Origin of the sequence: Dactylosporangium sp. NPDC005555 (genome assembly GCF_040605635.1) — a bacterium.
Taxonomy (GTDB): Bacteria; Actinomycetota; Actinomycetes; order Mycobacteriales; family Micromonosporaceae; genus Dactylosporangium.
The window spans coordinates 63399-82843 of record NZ_JBEXDG010000049.1 but is presented as its reverse complement, the minus strand read 5'-3'; the positions used below and the strand labels follow the sequence as shown (position 1 = coordinate 82843).

Here is a 19445-nt window from a genome sequence, read left to right as displayed (position 1 = left end):
GGAGCCTCTGACCGTCGGCCGGACCTGTCGTAGGCGACTGGGCACCGGCACCGGCTGGGGCTTTATCGCGGTCACGCCGACTCCAAGATCGAGGATGTGCAGACGCCTGCAGCGACCCATGCAGGCCCCGGCGCCGGTCGCTACCCGCAGGCTGAACGTTGAAACTGCCGGCCGCCGGTTCGAGTGGCGGGTCGCCGAACTGCTCCGACTGCGTGTGTCGAGGGTTCGTCGGTGACCTGCGGGTAGACCTCAGGTGACCAGCGACGCAAGGAGACGACAAGGAGTTGTGCAATGGCCGAGTCTCACACCCCTGCCGATGACATCGTCTACGACCTCGTGAGCATCCAGTACCACGCCCTCAAGGGCGGCCAGGTGTGCGCGAAGTACTCCGCCGACGCCAAGGGCCACGACGACGTCGAGGCGTTCATCGAGCAGGTCCGCCGGGAGGACGCCGACCGCGCCGTGCGCGCCCACGAGTTGCTGGGCAGGCTCACCGCCGTGCGTGCCGGTATCGGCTGACCCAAAGAAGACAGCGGTGGTCAAGGCCGAGCGTCGGCCCTGGCCACCGCCTCTGTTGACGACAGCAACGGCCTGCGGCATGTTTGACCCGTGTCGGCAGCTGGAGCAGCGCGTCATGTCGGCTGGTTGCTGCGCGTCAACCGCAGACTCGGCGACGATGAGACCCTGCGCTCCGGACGCCAGTTCGCCCGCGCCTTCCGCACCGACACGACCAAGCCGCTCGCCCCGTCACACGTGACCCGCTGGGAGAACGGCGACCTCGCCGTCACCCGTGCGACGGTACGACGCTACGAACACCTGCTGGGCCTGGCCACCGACTCGCTCAAGACGCTCATCGACGCGGTGAACCGCGTCGAAGGCGCGCCGATGCTGGCGGACGACGTCCGAGCCGATGTCGACCAGGATCGGCAGCGGCTCTCCGAGCTGCTCGACCGGGTGTTCGGCGGCGGCAGCATGACCGGCACGGACTGGGGGCGTCTGACCGACCTGATCTCCGCCCGCCAGGAGCTCGAGTTCTACCCGCGACACCTGTGGCGCGACCTCGCGGACCGCCTGCTCGGCGAGCTCGTGGTCGCGGTCGGCAGCGCCTGGCTGCAACGCCAAGAGGCGATGAGCCGGCTGCTGGAACATCCGACGGCCCGCACGCATGCCGTGGCCGCATGCATCGGCATGGCCGAGGACCTCTCGACGACAGCTGTCATCGAACCGCTGTCCCTGCTCGACGTCACCGCGGACGCGGCGGCGAACCGGTACGTCCTACGGCAGATATCCCGCCCGGACAGCGATCGCGCCATGCACGGAGCGCTCCTGGCCGCGATCCGCAAAGTCGGTCTCGCGCACTTCCGCGACGGCGAGTGGCTCCAGCTCGCCGCCTGTCTCAGCTCGACGATCAGCGATCCTGCGTTGGACCCCGCGCTGGCGCCACTGGCGATCGACGTCGCCCGCCGGCTGACCCGCCGCCTGCCGAACGTCAAGAGCCTGCACCGCAGCCTGTCCGCGGTCGACGACGCGCACCGCACCTGGCAGGCCGGGCGATCCGCCGAGCCGCAACCGGCACAGCTCGCCGGCCGCCGCATCGCCGCACGCGCCCAGAGCCGACTCGGGACCGGCTCCGGCGGCGCCGACGCCGTCCTCGCGGAGCTCATCGGCGAGACGCTGTTCGGATCGAATCCGGAGCGGCGAATGGTCGCGAGCATGCTGCTGGCCGCCTCCCCGTATCGGCGGGCAGTGGCACAAACGCTCCTCGACGAGATCACCGCGGACATCGCCAGTCGTGGACAGACCTACCCGCTGGCCGCGTCGCTGCGAGCCATCACCCAACTCAACGTCGACATCCACCGGCCGCTGATCCGGGACATCCTGATCCGGCCGGGTTTCCCCGCGGCGGCGCGCCACGCCGCGGCATGGGCCACGCCGTACTGTGCCGGTCAGCAGTCGCCGGCGGCCTGGCGGAAGGTCCTGGACGTCCAGGTCGCCGCCTGGCTGCGGCAACCGTCGGAACTGACCGAAGGCATCGTGCTGGGCATCGTCCACGGCATCGGCACCGACGGTCAGCGTCCGCTGCTCGCCGCCATCCAGAGCGACCCCGCGTTGCCTGCGTCAGCCCGCACCGCGGCGTCATGGCTCATGCGCACCGACGTCTGCCTGACCTGATGTGCCAGGCCGGCAGCACCCGGCTCCGCGCCAGGTGGGCTGTTGCCACCCCCTCCAGCCGGCAACAGCCCACCATGCCTGCGGGCAGTCCGCAGACGCCGATGCAGCCAGACCGATCAACGCACCCTGGAAGTACTGGATGGGCGCTGGCACCGACGTTAGGAGGTTCCGATACCGGAGATGCCGGGTGTTGCACGGCGGCCTCACGCGTGCAACAACACCGCCGGCCGGCGGCCGTACCGGTTCGGCCGGTTCAGACCGAGTGGGGTGGCGGTGGTCGATTGGTCCGCATGGTCAAGGGGTAACCGCACTGCTACGCTCCATTTACCATCGTGGATCTCCGCTCTCAATGTTGCTGCCGGAGAAGGCGGCTGGAGAGCGGAGCGGCATGGACATCGGCATTCTCGGGCCGGTCGAAGTTTCGGTCGACGGCCGGACGGTCCAGCTCGGCGGGCCCCGGACCCATGCGGTGCTGGCCGCGCTGTGCCTCGAGGCGGGGCGGATGGTGCCCACAGACCGGCTGATCGAGGTGCTCTGGGGTGAGCACCCGCCGGCCACCGCGCGTTCCCAGGTCCACATCTGCGTGTCCACCCTGCGGCGGGTGTTCGCGGCCGCGGCGTCGACCGGCCCGCTGGCCGTCATCGAGACCCGCCCGCCCGGATATGCGCTGACGCTGATCGGCGCGCGGCTCGACGCGCGGCTGTTCGAGGAGCAGGCGGTGCAGGCGGCCAAGCTGGCCGCCGACGGTGCGCTGCACGAGGCCGCCGGGCTGTTCCGCACCGCGCTGGAGCTGTGGCGCGGTCCGCCGCTGGCCGGGCTGCGCGGCGAGATCCTGGAGGCCAGCGCGCGCCTCCTGGACGAGCGGCGGCTGGCCGTGCTGGAGCGGCGCATCGATGTCGACCTGCGGCTCGGCCGGCACGCCGGCCTGGTGGGGGAGCTGGGTGAGCTGATCGTGCTGCACCCGCTGCACGAGTGGTTCTACGGCGCGTTGATGACCGCGCTGCACCGCTGCGGCCGGCGGGCCAGGGCGCTGGAGGTGTACCGGCGGGCCCGTGCCGTCCTGGTCGACGAGCTCGGCATCGAACCCGGGGCGGAGCTACGGCGCATCGAACAGCTGGTGCTCGCCGGGGGGTCGGAGCCGACCGAAGAGTCCCGCCAGCGGCAGCGGACCCAGGAGCCTCTCCAGCGGCAGCGGACCCAGGCGGCGACGGTCGAGGAGCCGCCGAAGGTGACGCGGCCCCGGCAGGTGCCGCCGAACCAGTTGCCGCTGGACACGGCGGACTTCACCGGCCGCGCCGCTGAGGTGGCCCGGATAGCGTCGGCGGTGACCGGCCGCAGCGCCACCCGGCAACCGGCGATCGTCGCGATCGCGGGCCCCGGCGGGATCGGCAAGTCCGCCCTCGCGTTGCACGTCGCGCACGACCTGCGCCACGCGTTCCCCGACGGCACGCTGTACGCGAACCTGTCCGACGGCACCCAGCCGGTCCATCCGGCGGAGATCCTGGGCAGGTTCCTCCGCGCGCTCGGCGTCAACGGGCTGGCGATCCCCGGCGGCGTCGACTCGCTCGGTGAGATCTACCGCGACCTGATCTCCGACCGGCGGATGCTCGTGCTGCTCGACAGCGCCGTCGACGAGACGCAGGTGCTGCCGCTGCTGCCCGGCAACGAGCCGGCGGCCGTCATCGTGACCAGCCGGCAGCGGCTGACGGCACTGCCCGGCGCCGTGCACGTGTCGCTGGATGTGCTGCCGCCCGGCCCGTCGGTCGACCTGCTCGCGGCGGTGGTCGGGTCCGTCCGCACCGGCGACGACGAAGCCCGTGCCGGCCGCGACGAAACCCGTGCCGGCCACGACGAGGCCCTGACGGAGCTGGCGGCGCTCTGCGGCGGGCTGCCGCTGGCGCTGCGGATCGCCGGGGCCCGGCTCGCGTCCCGGCCGCACTGGAAGCCCAGCCGGCTGATCGGCCGGATGCGCGACGAGACCCGCCGCCTCGACGAGCTGGAGCACGGCGCGCTCGGCGTCCGCGCGAGCATCGCGGTGAGCTATTCCGGTCTCGGGCCCGGCGCCCAGCGGCTGCTGCGGCTGCTGGCCTGTCTCGACACGCCCGAGTTCGGTGCGTGGATCGCCGCCGCGCTGCTGGACGTGCCCCTGGACGACGCCGAGGACCTGGTCGACGACCTGGTCGGGGCGCACCTGCTGGCGGTGCTCGCCGAGACGCCCGACGGGCAGGGCCGGTTCCGGCTGCACGACCTGGTGCGGGTGTTCGCCCGGGAGCGGGCCCAGTCCGAGGAGCCGGACGGTCAGCGGACCGCCGCGGTCCGGCGGGCCCTCGCCAGCTGGCTGCACCTGGCCGAGGAGGCGCACCGCCGCGAGTACGGCGGGCAGTACACCATCCTGCACGGCACGGAGCCCCGCTGGACGCTGCGCAGCGGCGCGGTCGCGAACCTGCTGGAGCAGCCCATCCGCTGGCTGGAGGCCGAGCGGCAGGCGCTCACCGCCGCGGTCCGTCAGGCGGTCCGCAACCGCTGGGACGAGCTGGCCTGGGACCTCGCGCTGACGCTGGTCACGCTGTTCGAGGCGCGCAGCTACCTGGTGGACTGGCGGGAGTCGGCGGAGCTGGCGCTCGCACTGGTCCGGCAAGTGGACAACCGCCGGGGCATGGCCGCGATGCAGTACACGCTGGGCGCGCTGGACATCGTCGAGCAGCGCTACGCCGGGGCCGGCGACCGGCTGCGGCAGGCGCTGGACGGCTTCACCGCCTGCGGCGACCACCACGGGCGCGGGCTCGTGCTGCGCAACCTCGCCTTCCTCAACCGGATCACCGGTCGGCCGGATCTGGCCCGCCTCGGCTACGAGGAGGCGTTGCCGATCCTGCGCGACGCCGGCGATCAGGTCGCCGTCGCGCATGTGCTGTGCAGCCTGGCCGCGCTCCGGCTGGAGGCGGGCGACGCCAACCAGGCGCAGAAGATCCTGGACGACGCGCTGGTGATCACGCAGATCGCCGGGAGCCGCCGGGTGCAGGGGCAGGTCCTGTTCCGGCTCGGCGAGGTCCACCTGCTGCGCGAGGAGCTGGACCGGGGTGCGGAGGCGTTCCATGAGGTCCTGCGGTTGACGCGGGACCTGGGCGACCGGCTCGGTGAGGCGTACGCGCTGCTGGGGCTCGGCCGGGTCCGGCACCGCGAGCAACGGCACGGGGCCGCGGACACCGCCCTGTCGCAGGCGTTGCAGCTGGCCGAGGAGCTCGGCGACCAGCTCGTGCAGGCGCGGGTCCTGCTGGCGTTCGGCATGCTGGACATCGAGCGGGACTCCCCGGCCCGGGCCGGGGAGCGGCTCACCGCCGCGGCGCGGACGTTCGGTGCGGTCGGCGCGCTGGTGCAGCAGGTCAACGCGCTGGTCGTGCTGGGGGAGCTGCGGTTGCGGTGCGGCGACACGCACGGCGCCATGCGTGCCGCGGTCAGTGCCGGAACCCTGCTGGGCGATGCCGATCGTGACGACGACACCGCGGAGGCCCGTGGGCTCCGGCGGCGGATCAGCGAGCTGACCCCGCCGGCGTGAGCGGGCTGCCCCAGTTGGTGTCGAGCTTCTGCGTGGTCATCTCGGTGTCCCTTCGGTTGCCGGGGGTGGCTGGCAACCACGGGACCAGCGGCGCCTTTCGATGCTCTATCCGTCGGCCACCGGGGATCACCGATGCGTCATGGATAGCGGATCGATAGACGGGCGCGGCACAGTCCCCGGTTGTGGTTCACGGCGACGTCCCGCGGCACCGTGCCGCGCGCCTCGGGCTGACGGTCGCCGGCGCGCTGGTCAATCGCGGGGTGCTCACCGTCGGCCTGCTCGGCGCCGACGCGCTCGCCGACGAATATCTCGCGCTGCTGCCGGACCTGCTGCCCACGGTCAGCCAGGTCGCGCTCTTCGACCCCGACGACCGGGCCGCCGACGACCTGTGGGACCGGCTGGTCGAGCCGCTGCGCCGCCGCGGCGTCCAGCTGTGCGTCGGGCGGCACGCCCGTGACGTCGTCCGCGGCACCGATCTCGTGCTCCTGGCCGACGCGGTGCACGCGGCACCGCTGCGGGCCGGCTGGCTCGCCGCGGGCGCGGTCGTGCTGCACCTCGGCGAGCGGCGCCTGCCCACCCCGCTGCTGAGCGCCGCCGACGTGGTCCTCACCGCCGCCGAACCGCGGGCCGTGCTGCTCGCCGCCCTCGCCAGCCGCCTGGACCGGACCCGTCTCATCGTCGTGGACCTGCCCGCCGGCCACTGGGAGCAGGAGCGATAGGCGCCGGATGCCCACCGGATAGGCCGGGGCGTTGAGCTGCCGCCAGCTTCCCGATCGGTACTTCGAAACGAGGCGGTACACGATGCAGAAACTGATCAGTCTGGACCAGGTGGAGCAGCTGTCCACGGAGGAGGTGCACGACCTCTACCGCCGCTACGTCAGCCGCAGCCAGGTCTCGTTGATGACCACGTTCGGCTTCGGCCGGGAACTGGTCGAGCGGGCCGAGGGCACCTCCATCTGGCTGCGCGACGGCCGGCGGGTCCTCGACTTCACCGGCGGCGTCGGCGTGCTCAACCACGGCCACAACCACCCCCGCATCCTGCGGGCCCGGCAGCGGTACGGCGAGCAGTGCCGGATGGAGGTCCACAAGGCGTTCTTCTCGCCGTACCTGGCCGCGTTGAGCCGTAACGTGGCCGCGCTGCTGCCCGGCGACCTGAACATCTCGTACTTCCCGAACTCCGGGGCCGAGGCCAACGAGGGCGCCATCAAGATGGCGTACAAGTACCACGGCGGCAACCGCGGCACGATCCTGCGGGCCGACATCAGCTTCCACGGCAAGACCCTGGGCGCGGGCAGCCTGACCGGATCGACGGAGAACGCGTTCGCCTTCCCGGGCCTGCCGAACATCGGCGTCTACCCGTACGGCGACCTCGCCGGGCTCACCGCGGCGGTCGAGGCGGCCCGGCGCCCCGACGGCGGCTGCGACGTCTACGCACTCATGCTGGAGCCGTTCAGCGCCTCAAGCCTCCGGCAGTGGTCCGAGGCCGACCTCCGGGCCGTCCGCGCGCTCTGCGACCGGCACGACATCATCCTGATCTTCGACGAGATCTACACCGGCTGGGGCAAGACCGGCGGCCTGTTCGCCTTCATGCGGCACGCCGGCCTGGTCCCGGACATCCTGACGTACTCGAAGTCGCTCGGCGGCGGCAAGGCGTCGATCTCCGGCTACACGGCGCGGGAGCCGGTGTTCCGCAAGGCGTACGACCGGCTGTCCGACGTCATCCTGCACAGCACCACGTACTACGGCTTCGGCGAGGAGACCGCCACCGCGATCGAGGCGGTCAACGTCGTGGTCGAGGACGACTACCCGGCCCGCGCCCGGCAGCTGGAAGCGGCGCTCGGCCCCGGCCTGCAGCGGATCGCCAAGCAGCACCCGGACATCGTCCGCGAGGTCAAGGGCGTCGGGGCGCTGTGGGGCGTCTTCCTCGACGGCGGACCGCGGATCCTGGACCTGGCCGGCAAGCTGGTGCCCGGCTTCACGCACGACCCGCGGTTCAAGACCAAGCTCATCACGCTGTCGGTGATCTCCCACCTGTTCCGCGAGCACGGGATCATCACCTACTACAGCCCGAACGTCGAGAACCCGCTCATGGTCGCGCCCAGCCTGGTCGTCTCCGACGACGACGTGGAGTACTTCCTGGACAGTCTCGACGCCACGCTCAGCCGCGGCCTGCCCCGCCTGCTGACCTCGTTCGTCCGCGAGAAGGTGACCGGGCGATGACCGGACACGAAGGCGCCGTCGTGGTCACCGGCGCGGCGGGCATGCTCGGCACGCACCTGGTGGAGCACCTGCTCGCGACGGGCGAGCGGGTCCGCGGCGTCGACCGGCGCGGCAGCGCCGTGCCGCCGCACCCCCGGCTGGAGCACGTCGAGGCCGACATCCGCGACACCGCCGCCATGCGGGGGGCGTTCACCGGCGCGGCCGCGGTCGTGCACTGCGCCTCGGCGCTGCCCAGCTACCCGGCCGACGTGATCCGGTCGGTGATCGTCGACGGCACCCGCAGCGTGCTCGACGCGGCCGGTGCGGCGGAGGTCCCCCGCGTGGTGCAGATCAGCTCGACCGCGGTGTACGGCCTGCCGAAGGTCGTGCCCACCACCGAGGACCACCCGCGCGAACCGGTGGACACCTACAGCGAGGCCAAGGCCGACGCCGAGGTCGTGGCCGACAAGGCGCGCGCCGACGGGATGTGCCTCACCACCCTGCGCCCCAAGACGTTCCTCGGCCCCGGCCGGATGGGGCTGTTCGCGATGCTGTTCGAATGGGCCGAGGAGGGCCGCAACTTCCCGGTCCTCGGCCGCGGCGACGTCCGGGTGCAGATGCTCGCGGTCCAGGATCTCGTCGCGGCGATCGGGGCCGCCCTCACCGCACCGCCGGACGTCGCGATCGACACCTACAACATCGCCGCCGCCGACTTCGGCACGATCCGCGAGGACTTCCAGGCGGTGCTCGACGCCGCCGGGCACGGCAAGCGCGTCGTCGGGGTGCCGGCCCGGCCGGCCGTGGCGTTCCTGGAGGTGCTGCAGCGTGTCCGGCTGTCCCCGGTGTACGGACGGCTGCTGCACAAGCTGCTCGCCGACTCCTACGTGAGCATCGCCAAAGCCCAGGACCGGCTCGGCTACGCGCCCGACTGGTCCAACCGGGACACGATCCTGGCCACGTACGCGTGGTGGCGCGAGCAGCGTGGCGCGCCGACGGGGAACGGCAACGGCATCACCAGCCGCGAGCCATGGAAGCAGGGGGCACTCGCCGCCGCCAAGGTGCTCTTCTGAGACGGGAACCGCGATGACAACCCTGGAAACGACCGCACCCACCGCCCTGCCCGCCTCCACTCCCGTCCTCCTCGACCTCGTCCGGGTCGCCCGGCCGGTCCACTGGGCCAAGAACGTCCTGGTGGTCCCGGCGGCCCTGCTCGCCGTGCCGTCGGCCACGGCGGCCGCCGCCGGCAACATCCTGGTGGCCACCGCCGCGTTCACGCTCGCGTCCGTCGCCGTGTACTTCGGCAACGACCTCGCCGACCGGGCCCGCGACCGGCTGCACCCGGTGAAGCGGCTGCGACCCATCGCCTCCGGCCGGATCTCCGGCACCCTCGCCGTGACGGCCGCCGCCGGCGTCCTGGCCCTGCTCGCCCTGCTGCTCGTCGCCGTCCCGGCCGTGCCACCCGGCCCGATCCTCGCCTACCTGGTGCTCAACATCCTGTACAGCCGGCTGCTCAAACACGTGCCGCTGGTGGACGCCGGCTGCGTCGCCGCCGGGTTCGTCCTGCGGGTGCTGGAGGGCTACCTCACCGTCGGCGCCCGCACGGCCACCTGGCTGCTCGTGGCGGTCTTCTCGCTGTGCCTGCTGCTGGTCCTCGGCAAGCGGCGGCAGGAACTGTCCGTCGGCGGTGCCGAGCACCGGCCCGCCCTGCGCGGCTACACGGTCGAGCTCACCGACCACCTGATCCAGCTGACCGCGGTCCTCACCGCCGTGGCGTTCCTGATGCACCTGCGCGGCGAGGCGCAGCTCGGCGCGTTCGCGGAGCCGGCGACCCTCGCATCGGTGCCGCTGGTCCTCTTCGCGCTCGCCCGCTACATCCAGGTGGTCCTGCTCCACGGCGCCGGCGACCCCGTCCGGGTGCTGCTGCGCGACCGCGCGATCGTCGGCACCGCCGCCGTGTGGGGCCTGCTGTTCACCACCGCGCTCGTGCTGTCACACAACGGCTGAAACGAAAGGAGCCACCGTGTCCGCACCCCGGGTCTCGGTCATCATGCCCAACTACAACCACGCGGAGTCCCTGCGCCGCAGCATCGCGGCCGTCCGCGCGCAGACCCTGCCGGCGCACGAGATCCTGTTCATCGACGACCGCAGCATCGACGACTCCGTGGCGATCGCGACGGCCGCCGGCGTCCGCGTCGCCAGTACCCCCGTCAACAGCGGACCCGCCGCGGCGCGCAACCTCGGCGCCCGGCTCGCGACCGGCGACGTCCTGCTCTTCCTCGACTCCGACATCGAGCTGGCGCCGACGGTGATCGAACGGGCGACGGCGCTGCTGGACGCCTGCCCCGAGGCCGGCGCGGTCTGCGGCATGCTCGACGACGTCCCGATCGAGCGGGAGAGCCTGCTGCAGGAGTGCCGTTGCCTGCAGGCACACTACTGGCGGATCAGCTCCGAGGGCGTGGTCTCGTTCCTGTTCAGCGCGATCTGCGCGATGCGGGCCGACGTCTTCGCCGAGGTGGGCCCGTTCGACGAGCGGCTGCGCGAGACCGAGGAGGTCGAATACGGCCAGCGGCTGTCGACCCGCTACCAGGTGCTGCTCACCTCGGCGCTGTCCGGCCGGCACCGCGACGAGCCGCGCCTGTGGCCGTTGCTGCGCAAGGTGTTCCACCGCACCCGGCTGCGCGTGCCGCTCTACACCAAGCGGCGCAGGTTCGCCACAGGCTTCGAGACCTCGGCCCGCGTCTTCGGCAGCGTCGCCGCCACCGCCGCGGTGCTGAGCCTCCCGGTGATCCTCGCCGGTGCGTTCTTCGCGCTGATCCCGGCGGCGCTGCTCGCCGTGTCGGTCGGCTGCGACGCCGACATGTACCGGTTCGTGTTCCGCCGCCGGGGCATCGCCTTCGGCCTGTTCTTCACCGGCGTCCAGGTGCTGCAGAACGTGGCCATCATGGCCGGCGCCGGCTTCGGCGCACTGCAGTGGCTGGTGTCGCGGGAGTTCCGCGGGCTCTACGACCACGCGCCGCAGCCGCGGCCGGTGCTGCTGGACGTGGCATGAGGAACTGGTGCCGGGCCACGAGAATCCTGGTCGCCGCGACCGGCGCCTGGCTGACCTTCGTGTGCCTGCAGCAGCTGCTCACCGGACGCTGGTGGCTCTGGCTGCTGCCCGACCTGCTGCCGCCGCTGACGTTCCTGCTCGTGCCGGTCCTGCTCATCGCCGCGCTGCCGGCCGCGCTGCTGTCCGGCCGCCGGGTGCCGGTCACCGCCACCCGGCTGGTCCTGGCGGGGACCGTCGCCGCCGGCGCGCTCGGCTGGCCGTACAACGGCATCGACGTCCACAGTGGACCGGCCGGGACCGGACCGGGTCTGCGGGTGTTCGCGTGGAACACCGCCTACTGGGGACAGGACGTCCCGCGGGACCGGTTCTACGCCTTCCTGCGGTCCCAGCACGCCGACGTGTACCTGCTGCAGGAGTACCTGCACTGGGACGAGACGGCCGGGCTGGACGGCGCCCGGCAGGTGGACGACGAGCCGGCGCTGCGGGCGGCGTTCCCCGGCTACGCGATCGCCGCCCGCGGCGAGCTGCTGACGCTCAGCCGGCTGCCGATCGTGGCCAGCCCGCCGGTCGGCCCGGACCGGGACCTCGCCGACCGTGCGGCCGGCTTCGACCAGGTGTTCGCGGCGGCCAAGGTCCTGCGCACCGACCTCGACGCCGGCGGGCACACCATCTCCGCCTACAACGTGCACCTGCCGGTCCACATCGACCTCGCCGTGAGCCGGCGGTTCTTCGCCCTGATCCGCGAACGCGACGAGGGACGGCGCCGCCAGCTCGCCGGGCTGCGGGCCGACCTCGCCGCGAACCACCGGCCCGCGATCATCGCCGGGGACTTCAACACCAGTCCGGCGATGGGCGACCTGGCGGCGCTGCGCGAGACCCTCGACGCCGCCGGCACGGCGGTCTACCCGGGGTCGTGGCCGGCCGGCCTGCCGCTGTGGCGGATCGACTGGACCTTCACCACGGCCGGGCTCGTCGCCGACGACTACCGGCTCGTCGACTCGGACGGCCTGTCCGACCACCGGGCACAACAGGTGCGGATCGTCCTGAAAGGACAGCCATGAACGTCTCGGTGGTCATCCCCAACCACAACTACGCCAAGACGCTCGGCCGGGTGCTGCGCTCGGTCCAGGAGCAGACCGTGCGGCCGATCGAGGTGATCGTCGTCGACGACCGCAGCACCGACGACTCCGTCCGGATCGCCGAGGCGGCCGGGGCGACGGTCGTGCGGCACACGGTCAACCGGGGCGTCTCGGCCGCCCGCAACACCGGCGTGGCCGCCAGCCGCGGCGACGTGGTGTTCTTCCTGGACTCCGACGTCGCCCTCGCCCCGGACGCGATCGAGCAGGCGCTGCGGATCCTGGCCGAGGAGCCGGACTGCGGCTGCGTCTTCGGCGTGTACGGGCCGGAGCCGCTCATCGACGACGGCCCGGTCGAGCGCCACCGGGTGCTGCACCTGCACTTCGCGTTGACCCGGCAGGTCGGGCGGACCGAGACGGCGGTGTTCGCCCTCGCCGCCGTGCCACGCCGGGTCCTCGACGAGATCGGCGGGTTCGACGAGCGGCTGCGCAGCGCGGAGGACGACGAGATCAGCGAACGGCTCCGCGAGCGGTACCGGATCAGGCTCACCGACACGATCGTCGGCCACCACGACGAGGTGGACCGGCTGGCGGACGCGCTGGGCGAGCAGTACCGGCGGGCGCAGCTACTGCCGTTCTCGGCCCGCAACCGGATGCGCCGCGGCGGCCTGGCCATCAACCGCGCCGCCGGTGTGGCCGTCGCGGCGCTCATGGTGGCGGCGTTGCCGCTGGGCCTGCTCGACCCGGCGCTGCTGGCCGTGCCCGCGGCGCTGCTGGCCGCGTTCGCCGTGGCCGACCCGCCCCTCGCCCGGTTCGTGGCCCGCCGCAAGGGCCTGCCCTACCTGGCGTACTTCACTGGCGTCAACCTGCTCCTGCACATCGCGCTGCTGGCCGGCTGCGCCAGGGGCCTGCTGCGCATCCTCACCGACCCGAGCTTCGGCCCGAGCCGCCGCTTCACGATTGGTGCAACGTCTTGAACACTCCACTCGTCTCCGTGATCATCCCGAACTACAACTACGGCGCCACGATCGGCCTCTGCGTTCGGGCCGCGCAACGGCAGACGTACCAGCCGATCGAGATCCTGGTCGTCGACGACTGCAGCACCGACGACTCGGTCGCCGTCGCCCGGGCGTTGGGCGCGAAGGTCGTCTCCACCGGCGTCAACGGCGGGGTGGCCGTCGCCCGCAACCTCGGCGCGGCCGAGGCGTCGGGCGAGATCCTGGTCTTCGTCGACTCGGACGTGGCCATGCACCCGGACGCGGTGGCCAACGCGGTCGCCGAGCTGCGGGCCGACCCCACCGCAGGCGTCGTCGCCGGCATGTACGAGCCGGAGCCGCTCATCGTCAACGGGGTGGTCGAGCGGTACCGCAACTTCCACCAGTACTACTGGCTGGAGGCCGCGGCCGGTGAGCTGCACGACTTCGTCCCGACCGCCATCATGGCCATCCCCGCGATCGTGTACGCCGAGCTCGGTGGGTTCCTGCCGCACCTGCGGGAGACGGAGGGCGCCGACTTCGGCCGGCGGCTCGGTGCGCGGCACCGGATGCTGCTCAGCCCGGCGGTGCGCGGTAAGCACGACAACGATCCGACGCTGCGGGTGGTGCTGCGCAAGGTGTTCCACCGCACCCGGCTGCACATCCCGTTCTTCCTCGACCGCAGCCGGGTCGCCCAGGTGGCGACCAGCCAGCAGTCCGGCGGCTGCCTCGCCGCGGCGCTCGCCCTGCTCGCCGCGCCGGTGCCCGCACTGCTCGGTCCGATCGGCGCGCTGGTCCCGCTGGCGTGCTTCGCCGCCTGGTGTCTCGGCGAGCGCCGGTTCTTCGGGGCCGCCCTGCGCTACCGGGGTCCCGGCTTCGCCGCCGCGGTGGTGGCGCTGCACTATCTGGTGAACCTGACCACCGCGGCCGGGATCGCCGCCGGCCTGACGCAATGGGTCGGCTCGACACGCTTCCGGCGCCTGTACACAGGACTCGCGGCATGACCGCGACCCTCGCCGCACCGTCCACTGTGATCGAGCGGCGCAACGGTCCCCGGCGACGGCGCCTCGTCGTGGGTGTGAGCGTCGCCTGGCTGGTCTTCGCCGCGCTCAACGTGCTGCTGAGCGGCCGCTGGTGGCTGTGGCTGGTGCCGGATCTGCTGCCACCGCTGGCGTTCGCGCTGGCACCGGCCGTGCTCACCGCCTGCGTCGCCGGGCTCCGGCTGGGTCGCCGCCCGCTGCTGGTCGCGTTGGCGGGTCTCGTGGTCGGTGGCGCGCAGGCGGGCTTCAACCCGGCGGCGCTGCTGCCGTCGCCCGGTCCCGTCGCCGGAACACCGGTCAAGGTCGTCTCGTGGAACACGGAGGTGTGGGACGCCTGGGACGACCCGGCGCGGTTCGTCGCCTTCCTGCGCGCCGAGGACGCCGACGTGTACCTGCTGCAGGAGTACGAGGAGCACGGCCTGCGGCCCGGCGACTTCCCCGGCTACACCGCGATCGAGCGCGGCGAGCTGCTGACGCTGACCCGCCTGCCGGTCCGGCAGGTCGTGGCACTGCCGGCCGAGCCGCCCCCCGGCAGTAGCTGGCGGCAGGTGTACGAGCAGGTCAAGTCGCTCCGCGTGGACGTGACATCGGGGGGCGGGACGTTGTCGGTCTACAACGTGCACATGCCGATCCCGCTGGATCTGGTCAACCCGCTGTCGGCGCGCTTCCACGAGCAGCTGCGGCTGCGGGCGCAGGCCCGGGACCGGCAGTTCACCGCGCTGGAACACGACGTGGCCGGCAACCACAATCCGATCCTCGTCGCCGGGGACTTCAACACCAGCCCGGCGATGGGCGACATCCGGCCGCTCGCCGACCGGCTGAACGACGCGGCGAGCGCCAACCGTTCCCTGTATCCGGCGTCGTGGCGCTCCTACTGGCCGGCCGCGCTGTGGCGCCTCGACTGGGCGTTCACGTCGGACCAGGTGACGGTGCGGCGCAACGAGTTCGTCGACCCGCACGGCATGTCCGACCACCACCTGCAGCGGATCGAGCTGACCGTGCGGGGCACCCGGTGAAGCGGCGGATGTTCGCTGGTCTGCGCATCGCCGCGTACGTGCTGGTCGTGCTGTTCCTCGGCAGTCAGCTGTGGCTGGCCCGGCACGGGCTGGCCGACGGGGTCAGGAGGGTCGGGCTGGGCAACGCCGTGCTCGCGGCGGTCCTCGCCGGTGTCGGCGGCCTGCCGGGCATGTTCGGCTGGCGGGTGCTGCTGAGCGGCCTGGGCACCCGGCTGCCGACCCGGGAGGCGCTGCGGGTGTATTTCCTGGCCGGGCTGGCCCGCTACATCCCCGGCGGGGTCTGGCCGGCCGTGGCGCACGCCAGCATGGGCGCCGCGCTCGGTGAGCCGCCCGCCCGGCTGGCCGCGGCGTTCCTCGCCAGTCAAGGGCTCGCGGTGGTGGCCGGGCTGCTCGTCGGGCTGCTCGCCCTGCCGGCGCTGGTCGCGGTGAGTCCACTGTGGTGGCTGCTGCTGCCGGTGCTCGCCGCCGCCGTGATTCCCGTCGTGGCACCAGGCACGCTGCGCGTGCCGCTGATCCTCGGCGCCCGGCTGCTGCGCCGCGACACCACGCTGCAACTGCCCGGCCGGGCCGCGCTGAGCAAGGCCACCGCGTTGATGGCGCTGGGCTGGCTGATCAGCGGCACCCACGTCGCGGTCCTGGCCGTCGCGCTCGGCGCGGACCCGCTCGACGCGCTCACCGTCGGCGTCGGCGGCTTCGCGCTCTCCGTGGTCGCCGGGGTCGTCGCCCTGGTGCTCCCGTCCGGCCTCGGCGTGCGCGAGCTGGTGCTCGGGCTCACCCTGGCCACCCTGATCACCGGTCCGGCGCTGGTCATCGTGGTGGCGCTGAGCCGCATCCTCATCACCGTCGTCGACGCCCTCAGCACGCTGGTCGTCCTGGCCGCGATCGGCGTGATCCGCCCCGCCCGGGTCCGGGCCCCCCTCACCCTGGAAAGGAAGCTGTCATGACCTCCATCCCCATGCCCTCCGCCCAGCCCTCTGCCCAGTCCTCCGCCCGACCCGGTGCCCGCCGCTGGGGGCGGCGCGTCCGGGCCGCCGTCAGCACCTCGTCCGGCCTCGAACTGCTCAACGCACTGCCGGTCCTGCGCGCACCGGTGCGCTACCTCGACCGCCACCCGGTCCTGCACGGCGCGGTGCTGTCCGCGTTCGGGCTGCGCCGCCCCCTGTTCGTCGACCACCTCGGCGACCCACAGCCCCGCTACGGGTACGGACGGCCGGTCCACCCGCAGCTCGCCGCCCGGTTCGCCGAGGGCGAGGACCGCTACCGCGCGCACCTGACCGGCTTCCGCGCCCACCTGGACGCGTTGCGGGCCATCCCGTCGCACGCCGAACTGACCGACCCCACGCCGTACTGGCGCAACGGCTGGCTGCCGCCGCTGGACGCCCTCGCCCTCACCGGGTTCCTGGCGGGGACGAACCCGCGCCGGTACCTGGAGATCGGCTCGGGCAACTCGACGAAGTTCGCCCGCCGGGCCATCACCGACCACGGCCTGCGCACCACGATCACCTCGATCGACCCGTCGCCGCGGGCCGAGGTCGACGCGCTGTGCGACACCGTGATCCGCGAACCTCTCGAAGCCACCGACCTCAGCCGGTTCGACGAGCTGGAGGCCGGCGACATCGTCTTCTTCGACGGCTCGCACCGGGCGTTCATGGGCTCCGACGTCACCGTGTTCTTCTTCGAGGTGCTGCCCCGGCTGCGGCCCGGCGTGCTGGTGCACATCCACGACATCCTGCTGCCGAGCGACTACCCGCCGCAGTGGCGGTGGCGGGCCTACTCCGAGCAGTACCTCCTCGCGGCGTTCCTGCTCGCCGACCGGGGACGGTACGTGGTGGAGCTGCCCAACGCGTACATCGCCGGCGACCCGGCGCTCGCCGGCGCGTTCGACGACCTGTGGGCGGACCTGGACCTGGGCGAGCGCCTGCGCCCTTCGTCGTTCTGGCTCTCGGTGGGGCACTGAACGGCGGCGCCCACGGGATCCGTGGTGTGGCGCACACGACCGACCGCTCGCGTGGCGCCCGGCCTGCCGCCGGCCGATACCGGCCGGCGGCACCCGCCGTCACTACCGGCGCAGGACGAAGAACGCCACGATCAACGCGACCACCAGCACCGCGGCCGCGACGGCGGCGGTGATCTTCGCGGCGCTGTACGGGCGTTCGCCGGCGACCTCGCCCGTGCGGCCGTTGACCTGGATGTTGTACGTCCTGCCGGCATAGATGTAGCAGGCCAGCCACACCGGCAGCAGCATCAGCTTGAAGGTCAGGTCGTGGTATTCGGTGTCGACCTGCTCCACGCGCTGCTCGTCGCCGCCGATGTCGTGCCGGCAGTCCTGCTCGATGACCGGAGCGATCTTGCGTTTGGCCTGCTCCAGGCCGGCTTCCGGCTCGACGTCGTAGCGCAGCGTCTGATGGCCCGCCAGGTATTGCGCGTGGAACGGCTCGGCATCGCCCAGCGGCCACGGGTCCATGGCGTCGAGGTGCTCCTGGGTGACCTTGGTCGTGCCGGCGACCAGCACGTCGTCGAACGCGCGCTCGACGGTGCCGCTCGCGTGGTGCCAGCGGGTCTTGCGCACCTGGCGGGTCTTCTGCTCACCGTTCTCGGTGTAGGACTCCGTCACCCAGTAGTGCTCGCCGCGCTGGCCCTGGTAATGCGAGACGGTCCGGGAGTCGTACGTCCAGTGCGGCAGGTAGGTGCTCTTCGCGGACTCGGCCTCGGCGACCTTCTTCAGGCCGTTGGGCGCGAACCAGCGCGACGACGCCCAGGCGCCCAGCGACGCCCGCAGCTGCTGCCTGGTGAGCGCGAACGGCAGGACCGCCTCGGGCGCGACCTGCTCGCCGGGGTCGACCTCGGCGACGACGGCCGCGCCGCAGAACCGGCAGCGGTCGGAGATCGCGTCGGACTCGGTCTGCGCGCCGCAGTTCTGGCACTTGAAGACGTGCTGGGCCAGCAGCGCGATCGGCTTGCGAGGCAGGCCGGCGAACCGGGCCCAGTCGTGCTCGGTGATCTCGCGGGTGGCCGTGGGGATCTGGGTCTGCGCGCCGCAGTACGGGCACCGCAGGGCGGTGGTGCCGGGCGCGAACTCGACGGCGGCGCCGCACCCGGCGCACGGATACTGAGTCTGGGTGAGCACGGGTCAGCCCTGCGGCGGCAGCGGCGGCGGGACGGCGGCGAAGAGCGCACCGAGCTCGGGGACCTGCCCGGCCTGGGTCCACTGCGCCATGCCGTTCTTCCAGACCAGGGTGGTGCGGGTCACCGCACCCGAGCGGACCTGCGCGCCGAGGGCGTCGAGGTCGAACGGACCGGCCTGCTGGCCGTTGACGCCGGCGAACCACTGGTCCTGCTGCGGCAGTGGCGGAGGGCCGGCCGGTGCCGCTGGGGGCGCCGGCTGGTTGAGCGCGTTCGCCATCCGCTGCCCGGCGGCCATGCCCAGGCCCAGGCCGAAGCCCTCGCCGGCGCCGCCGCCCGGGTTGTTGGCGGCGTCCTCCATGGCGTTCGCGGCCTGGAACGTCGTGTAGGCGTTCAGGTTGCCGATCACCCCCATGGAGGTGCGCTTGTCGAGGGCCTCCTCGACCTCCGGCGGCAGCGAGATGTTCTCGATGATGAACTTCGGGATCTGCACCCCGTAGCCGGTCAGCTCCTCGGTCAGCACCCCGGCGAGCTTCTGGCCGATGACCAGCTGCTGCGCGGCCAGGTCGAGCGCCGGGACCTGGGCGGTCGCGAGGGCGCTGCCGAGGTGGCCGACGATGAGCTGGCGCAGGAACTCCTGGACCTCCTCCGTGCGGAACTGCGGGTCGGTGCCGACCAGCTCCCGCAGCAGCTTGGCCGCGTCGACGACCCGCAGCGAGTACGCGCCGAACGCCCGCAGCCGGACCACCCCGAACTCGGCGTCCCGCATCATCACCGGGTTCTGCGTGCCCCACTTGAAGTCGGTGAACTGCCGCGTGTTGACGTAGTAGACCTCGGCCTTCCACGGCGAGTCGAACCCGTACTTCCAGCCCTTGATCGTGGTCAGGATCGGCAGGTTCTGCGTCTGCAGCGTGTACGTGCCCGGGGTGAAGACGTCGGCGACCTGGCCCTCGTTGACGAAGACGGCGGTCTGCGACTCGCGCACGACCAGCTTGGCGCCCATCTTGATCTCGTTCTGGTATCTCGGGAAGCGCCAGACGATCGTGTCGCGGCTGTCATCGAGCCACTCGATGATGTCGACGAACTCGCCCCGCAGCTTGTCCACAAAACTCATGACGGGCGCTCCTCACTCCGCATGCACCGCTCACGCCGCGGCCTGACCATAGAGAATCGCACGGCACCGCAAGCCACCGGGGTAGTGTCGGCATGTCGCCACACACATGCGGTGGGTGCCCGCACGGCC

Annotated in this window: 16 protein-coding genes; 14 read left to right on the top strand and 2 right to left on the bottom strand. The window is 72.5% G+C overall.

Annotation, left to right across the window (positions count from 1 at the left end; genetic code table 11):
* The first annotated feature begins 291 nt into the window (after window positions 1-291).
* The 14 genes from ABZS58_RS38065 to ABZS58_RS38000 all read left to right on the top strand — a co-directional run bounded on the left by ABZS58_RS38065 (window position 292) and on the right by ABZS58_RS38000 (window position 17036).
* Window positions 292-519, top strand: a complete 228-nt coding sequence (locus ABZS58_RS38065) for a hypothetical protein (protein ID WP_354788315.1) — start codon at window positions 292-294, stop codon at window positions 517-519.
* A gap of 90 nt (window positions 520-609) precedes the next feature.
* A complete protein-coding gene (locus ABZS58_RS38060) occupies window positions 610-2172 on the top strand; it encodes a hypothetical protein (RefSeq protein WP_354788314.1) in 1563 nt (520 codons plus the stop codon).
* A 388-nt stretch (window positions 2173-2560) separates the two neighbouring features.
* Window positions 2561-5725: a BTAD domain-containing putative transcriptional regulator gene (locus ABZS58_RS38055; protein ID WP_354788313.1), complete on the top strand. Its 3165-nt coding sequence runs from the start codon at window positions 2561-2563 to the stop codon at window positions 5723-5725.
* 182 nt (window positions 5726-5907) lie between these two features.
* A complete protein-coding gene (locus tag ABZS58_RS38050; protein WP_354788312.1) occupies window positions 5908-6444 on the top strand; it encodes a hypothetical protein in 537 nt (178 codons plus the stop codon).
* An 82-nt stretch (window positions 6445-6526) separates the two neighbouring features.
* Window positions 6527-7945 (top strand): aspartate aminotransferase family protein, encoded by a 1419-nt coding sequence (locus tag ABZS58_RS38045; RefSeq protein WP_354788310.1) that lies wholly within the window; start codon window positions 6527-6529, stop codon window positions 7943-7945.
* The gene (locus tag ABZS58_RS38040; protein WP_354788308.1) at window positions 7942-8994 is read left to right on the top strand and encodes an NAD-dependent epimerase/dehydratase family protein; all 1053 of its coding nucleotides are present in this window, start codon (window positions 7942-7944) and stop codon (window positions 8992-8994) included. Before ABZS58_RS38045 ends, ABZS58_RS38040 begins: the two co-directional genes overlap by 4 nt.
* Before the next feature lie 13 nt (window positions 8995-9007).
* Window positions 9008-9928 carry a UbiA prenyltransferase family protein gene (locus ABZS58_RS38035; protein WP_354788307.1) on the top strand — a complete coding sequence of 307 codons (921 nt, stop codon included), beginning with the start codon at window positions 9008-9010 and terminating at the stop codon, window positions 9926-9928.
* A 16-nt stretch (window positions 9929-9944) separates the two neighbouring features.
* A complete protein-coding gene (locus tag ABZS58_RS38030) occupies window positions 9945-10973 on the top strand; it encodes a glycosyltransferase family 2 protein (protein ID WP_354788305.1) in 1029 nt (342 codons plus the stop codon).
* A complete protein-coding gene (locus tag ABZS58_RS38025; protein WP_354788304.1) occupies window positions 10970-12034 on the top strand; it encodes an endonuclease/exonuclease/phosphatase family protein in 1065 nt (354 codons plus the stop codon). The genes ABZS58_RS38030 and ABZS58_RS38025 overlap by 4 nt, the downstream gene beginning before the upstream one ends.
* Window positions 12031-13026 carry a glycosyltransferase family 2 protein gene (locus ABZS58_RS38020; protein ID WP_354788302.1) on the top strand — a complete coding sequence of 332 codons (996 nt, stop codon included), beginning with the start codon at window positions 12031-12033 and terminating at the stop codon, window positions 13024-13026. Before ABZS58_RS38025 ends, ABZS58_RS38020 begins: the two co-directional genes overlap by 4 nt.
* On the top strand, window positions 13023-14027 hold the full coding sequence (locus ABZS58_RS38015) for a glycosyltransferase family 2 protein (protein WP_354788300.1): 1005 nt from the start codon (window positions 13023-13025) through the stop codon (window positions 14025-14027). Before ABZS58_RS38020 ends, ABZS58_RS38015 begins: the two co-directional genes overlap by 4 nt.
* Window positions 14024-15079 carry an endonuclease/exonuclease/phosphatase family protein gene (locus ABZS58_RS38010; RefSeq protein WP_354788299.1) on the top strand — a complete coding sequence of 352 codons (1056 nt, stop codon included), beginning with the start codon at window positions 14024-14026 and terminating at the stop codon, window positions 15077-15079. Before ABZS58_RS38015 ends, ABZS58_RS38010 begins: the two co-directional genes overlap by 4 nt.
* Window positions 15080-15087: 8 nt before the next feature.
* Window positions 15088-16023: a hypothetical protein gene (locus tag ABZS58_RS38005; protein ID WP_354788298.1), complete on the top strand. Its 936-nt coding sequence runs from the start codon at window positions 15088-15090 to the stop codon at window positions 16021-16023.
* Window positions 16020-17036 carry a class I SAM-dependent methyltransferase gene (locus ABZS58_RS38000; RefSeq protein ID WP_354788297.1) on the top strand — a complete coding sequence of 339 codons (1017 nt, stop codon included), beginning with the start codon at window positions 16020-16022 and terminating at the stop codon, window positions 17034-17036. The genes ABZS58_RS38005 and ABZS58_RS38000 overlap by 4 nt, the downstream gene beginning before the upstream one ends.
* A 102-nt stretch (window positions 17037-17138) precedes the next feature.
* Here the strand turns inward: ABZS58_RS38000 and ABZS58_RS37995 are convergent, their stop codons facing one another.
* Together ABZS58_RS37995 and ABZS58_RS37990 are read right to left on the bottom strand one after the other, a co-directional pair.
* The gene (locus ABZS58_RS37995) at window positions 17139-18206 is read right to left on the bottom strand and encodes a hypothetical protein (RefSeq protein WP_354788296.1); all 1068 of its coding nucleotides are present in this window, start codon (window positions 18204-18206) and stop codon (window positions 17139-17141) included.
* Window positions 18207-18209: 3 nt separating this feature from the next.
* Window positions 18210-19316, bottom strand: a complete 1107-nt coding sequence (locus ABZS58_RS37990; RefSeq protein WP_354788295.1) for an SPFH domain-containing protein — start codon at window positions 19314-19316, stop codon at window positions 18210-18212.
* Window positions 19317-19445: the final 129 nt, after the last annotated feature.

Bases quoted from the DNA above. Each gene is read 5' to 3' on its own strand.
- ABZS58_RS38065 (WP_354788315.1), top strand. From the start codon at position 292: ATGGCCGAGTCTCACACCCCTGCCGATGACATCGTCTACGACCTCGTG.
- ABZS58_RS38055 (WP_354788313.1), top strand. From the start codon at position 2,561: ATGGACATCGGCATTCTCGGGCCGGTCGAAGTTTCGGTCGACGGCCGG.
- ABZS58_RS38045 (WP_354788310.1), top strand. From the start codon at position 6,527: ATGCAGAAACTGATCAGTCTGGACCAGGTGGAGCAGCTGTCCACGGAG.
- ABZS58_RS38040 (WP_354788308.1), top strand. From the start codon at position 7,942: ATGACCGGACACGAAGGCGCCGTCGTGGTCACCGGCGCGGCGGGCATG.
- ABZS58_RS38035 (WP_354788307.1), top strand. From the start codon at position 9,008: ATGACAACCCTGGAAACGACCGCACCCACCGCCCTGCCCGCCTCCACT.
- ABZS58_RS38025 (WP_354788304.1), top strand. From the start codon at position 10,970: ATGAGGAACTGGTGCCGGGCCACGAGAATCCTGGTCGCCGCGACCGGC.
- ABZS58_RS38020 (WP_354788302.1), top strand. From the start codon at position 12,031: ATGAACGTCTCGGTGGTCATCCCCAACCACAACTACGCCAAGACGCTC.
- ABZS58_RS38010 (WP_354788299.1), top strand. From the start codon at position 14,024: ATGACCGCGACCCTCGCCGCACCGTCCACTGTGATCGAGCGGCGCAAC.
- ABZS58_RS38005 (WP_354788298.1), top strand. From the start codon at position 15,088: ATGTTCGCTGGTCTGCGCATCGCCGCGTACGTGCTGGTCGTGCTGTTC.
- ABZS58_RS38000 (WP_354788297.1), top strand. From the start codon at position 16,020: ATGACCTCCATCCCCATGCCCTCCGCCCAGCCCTCTGCCCAGTCCTCC.
- ABZS58_RS37990 (WP_354788295.1), bottom strand. From the start codon at position 19,316: ATGAGTTTTGTGGACAAGCTGCGGGGCGAGTTCGTCGACATCATCGAG.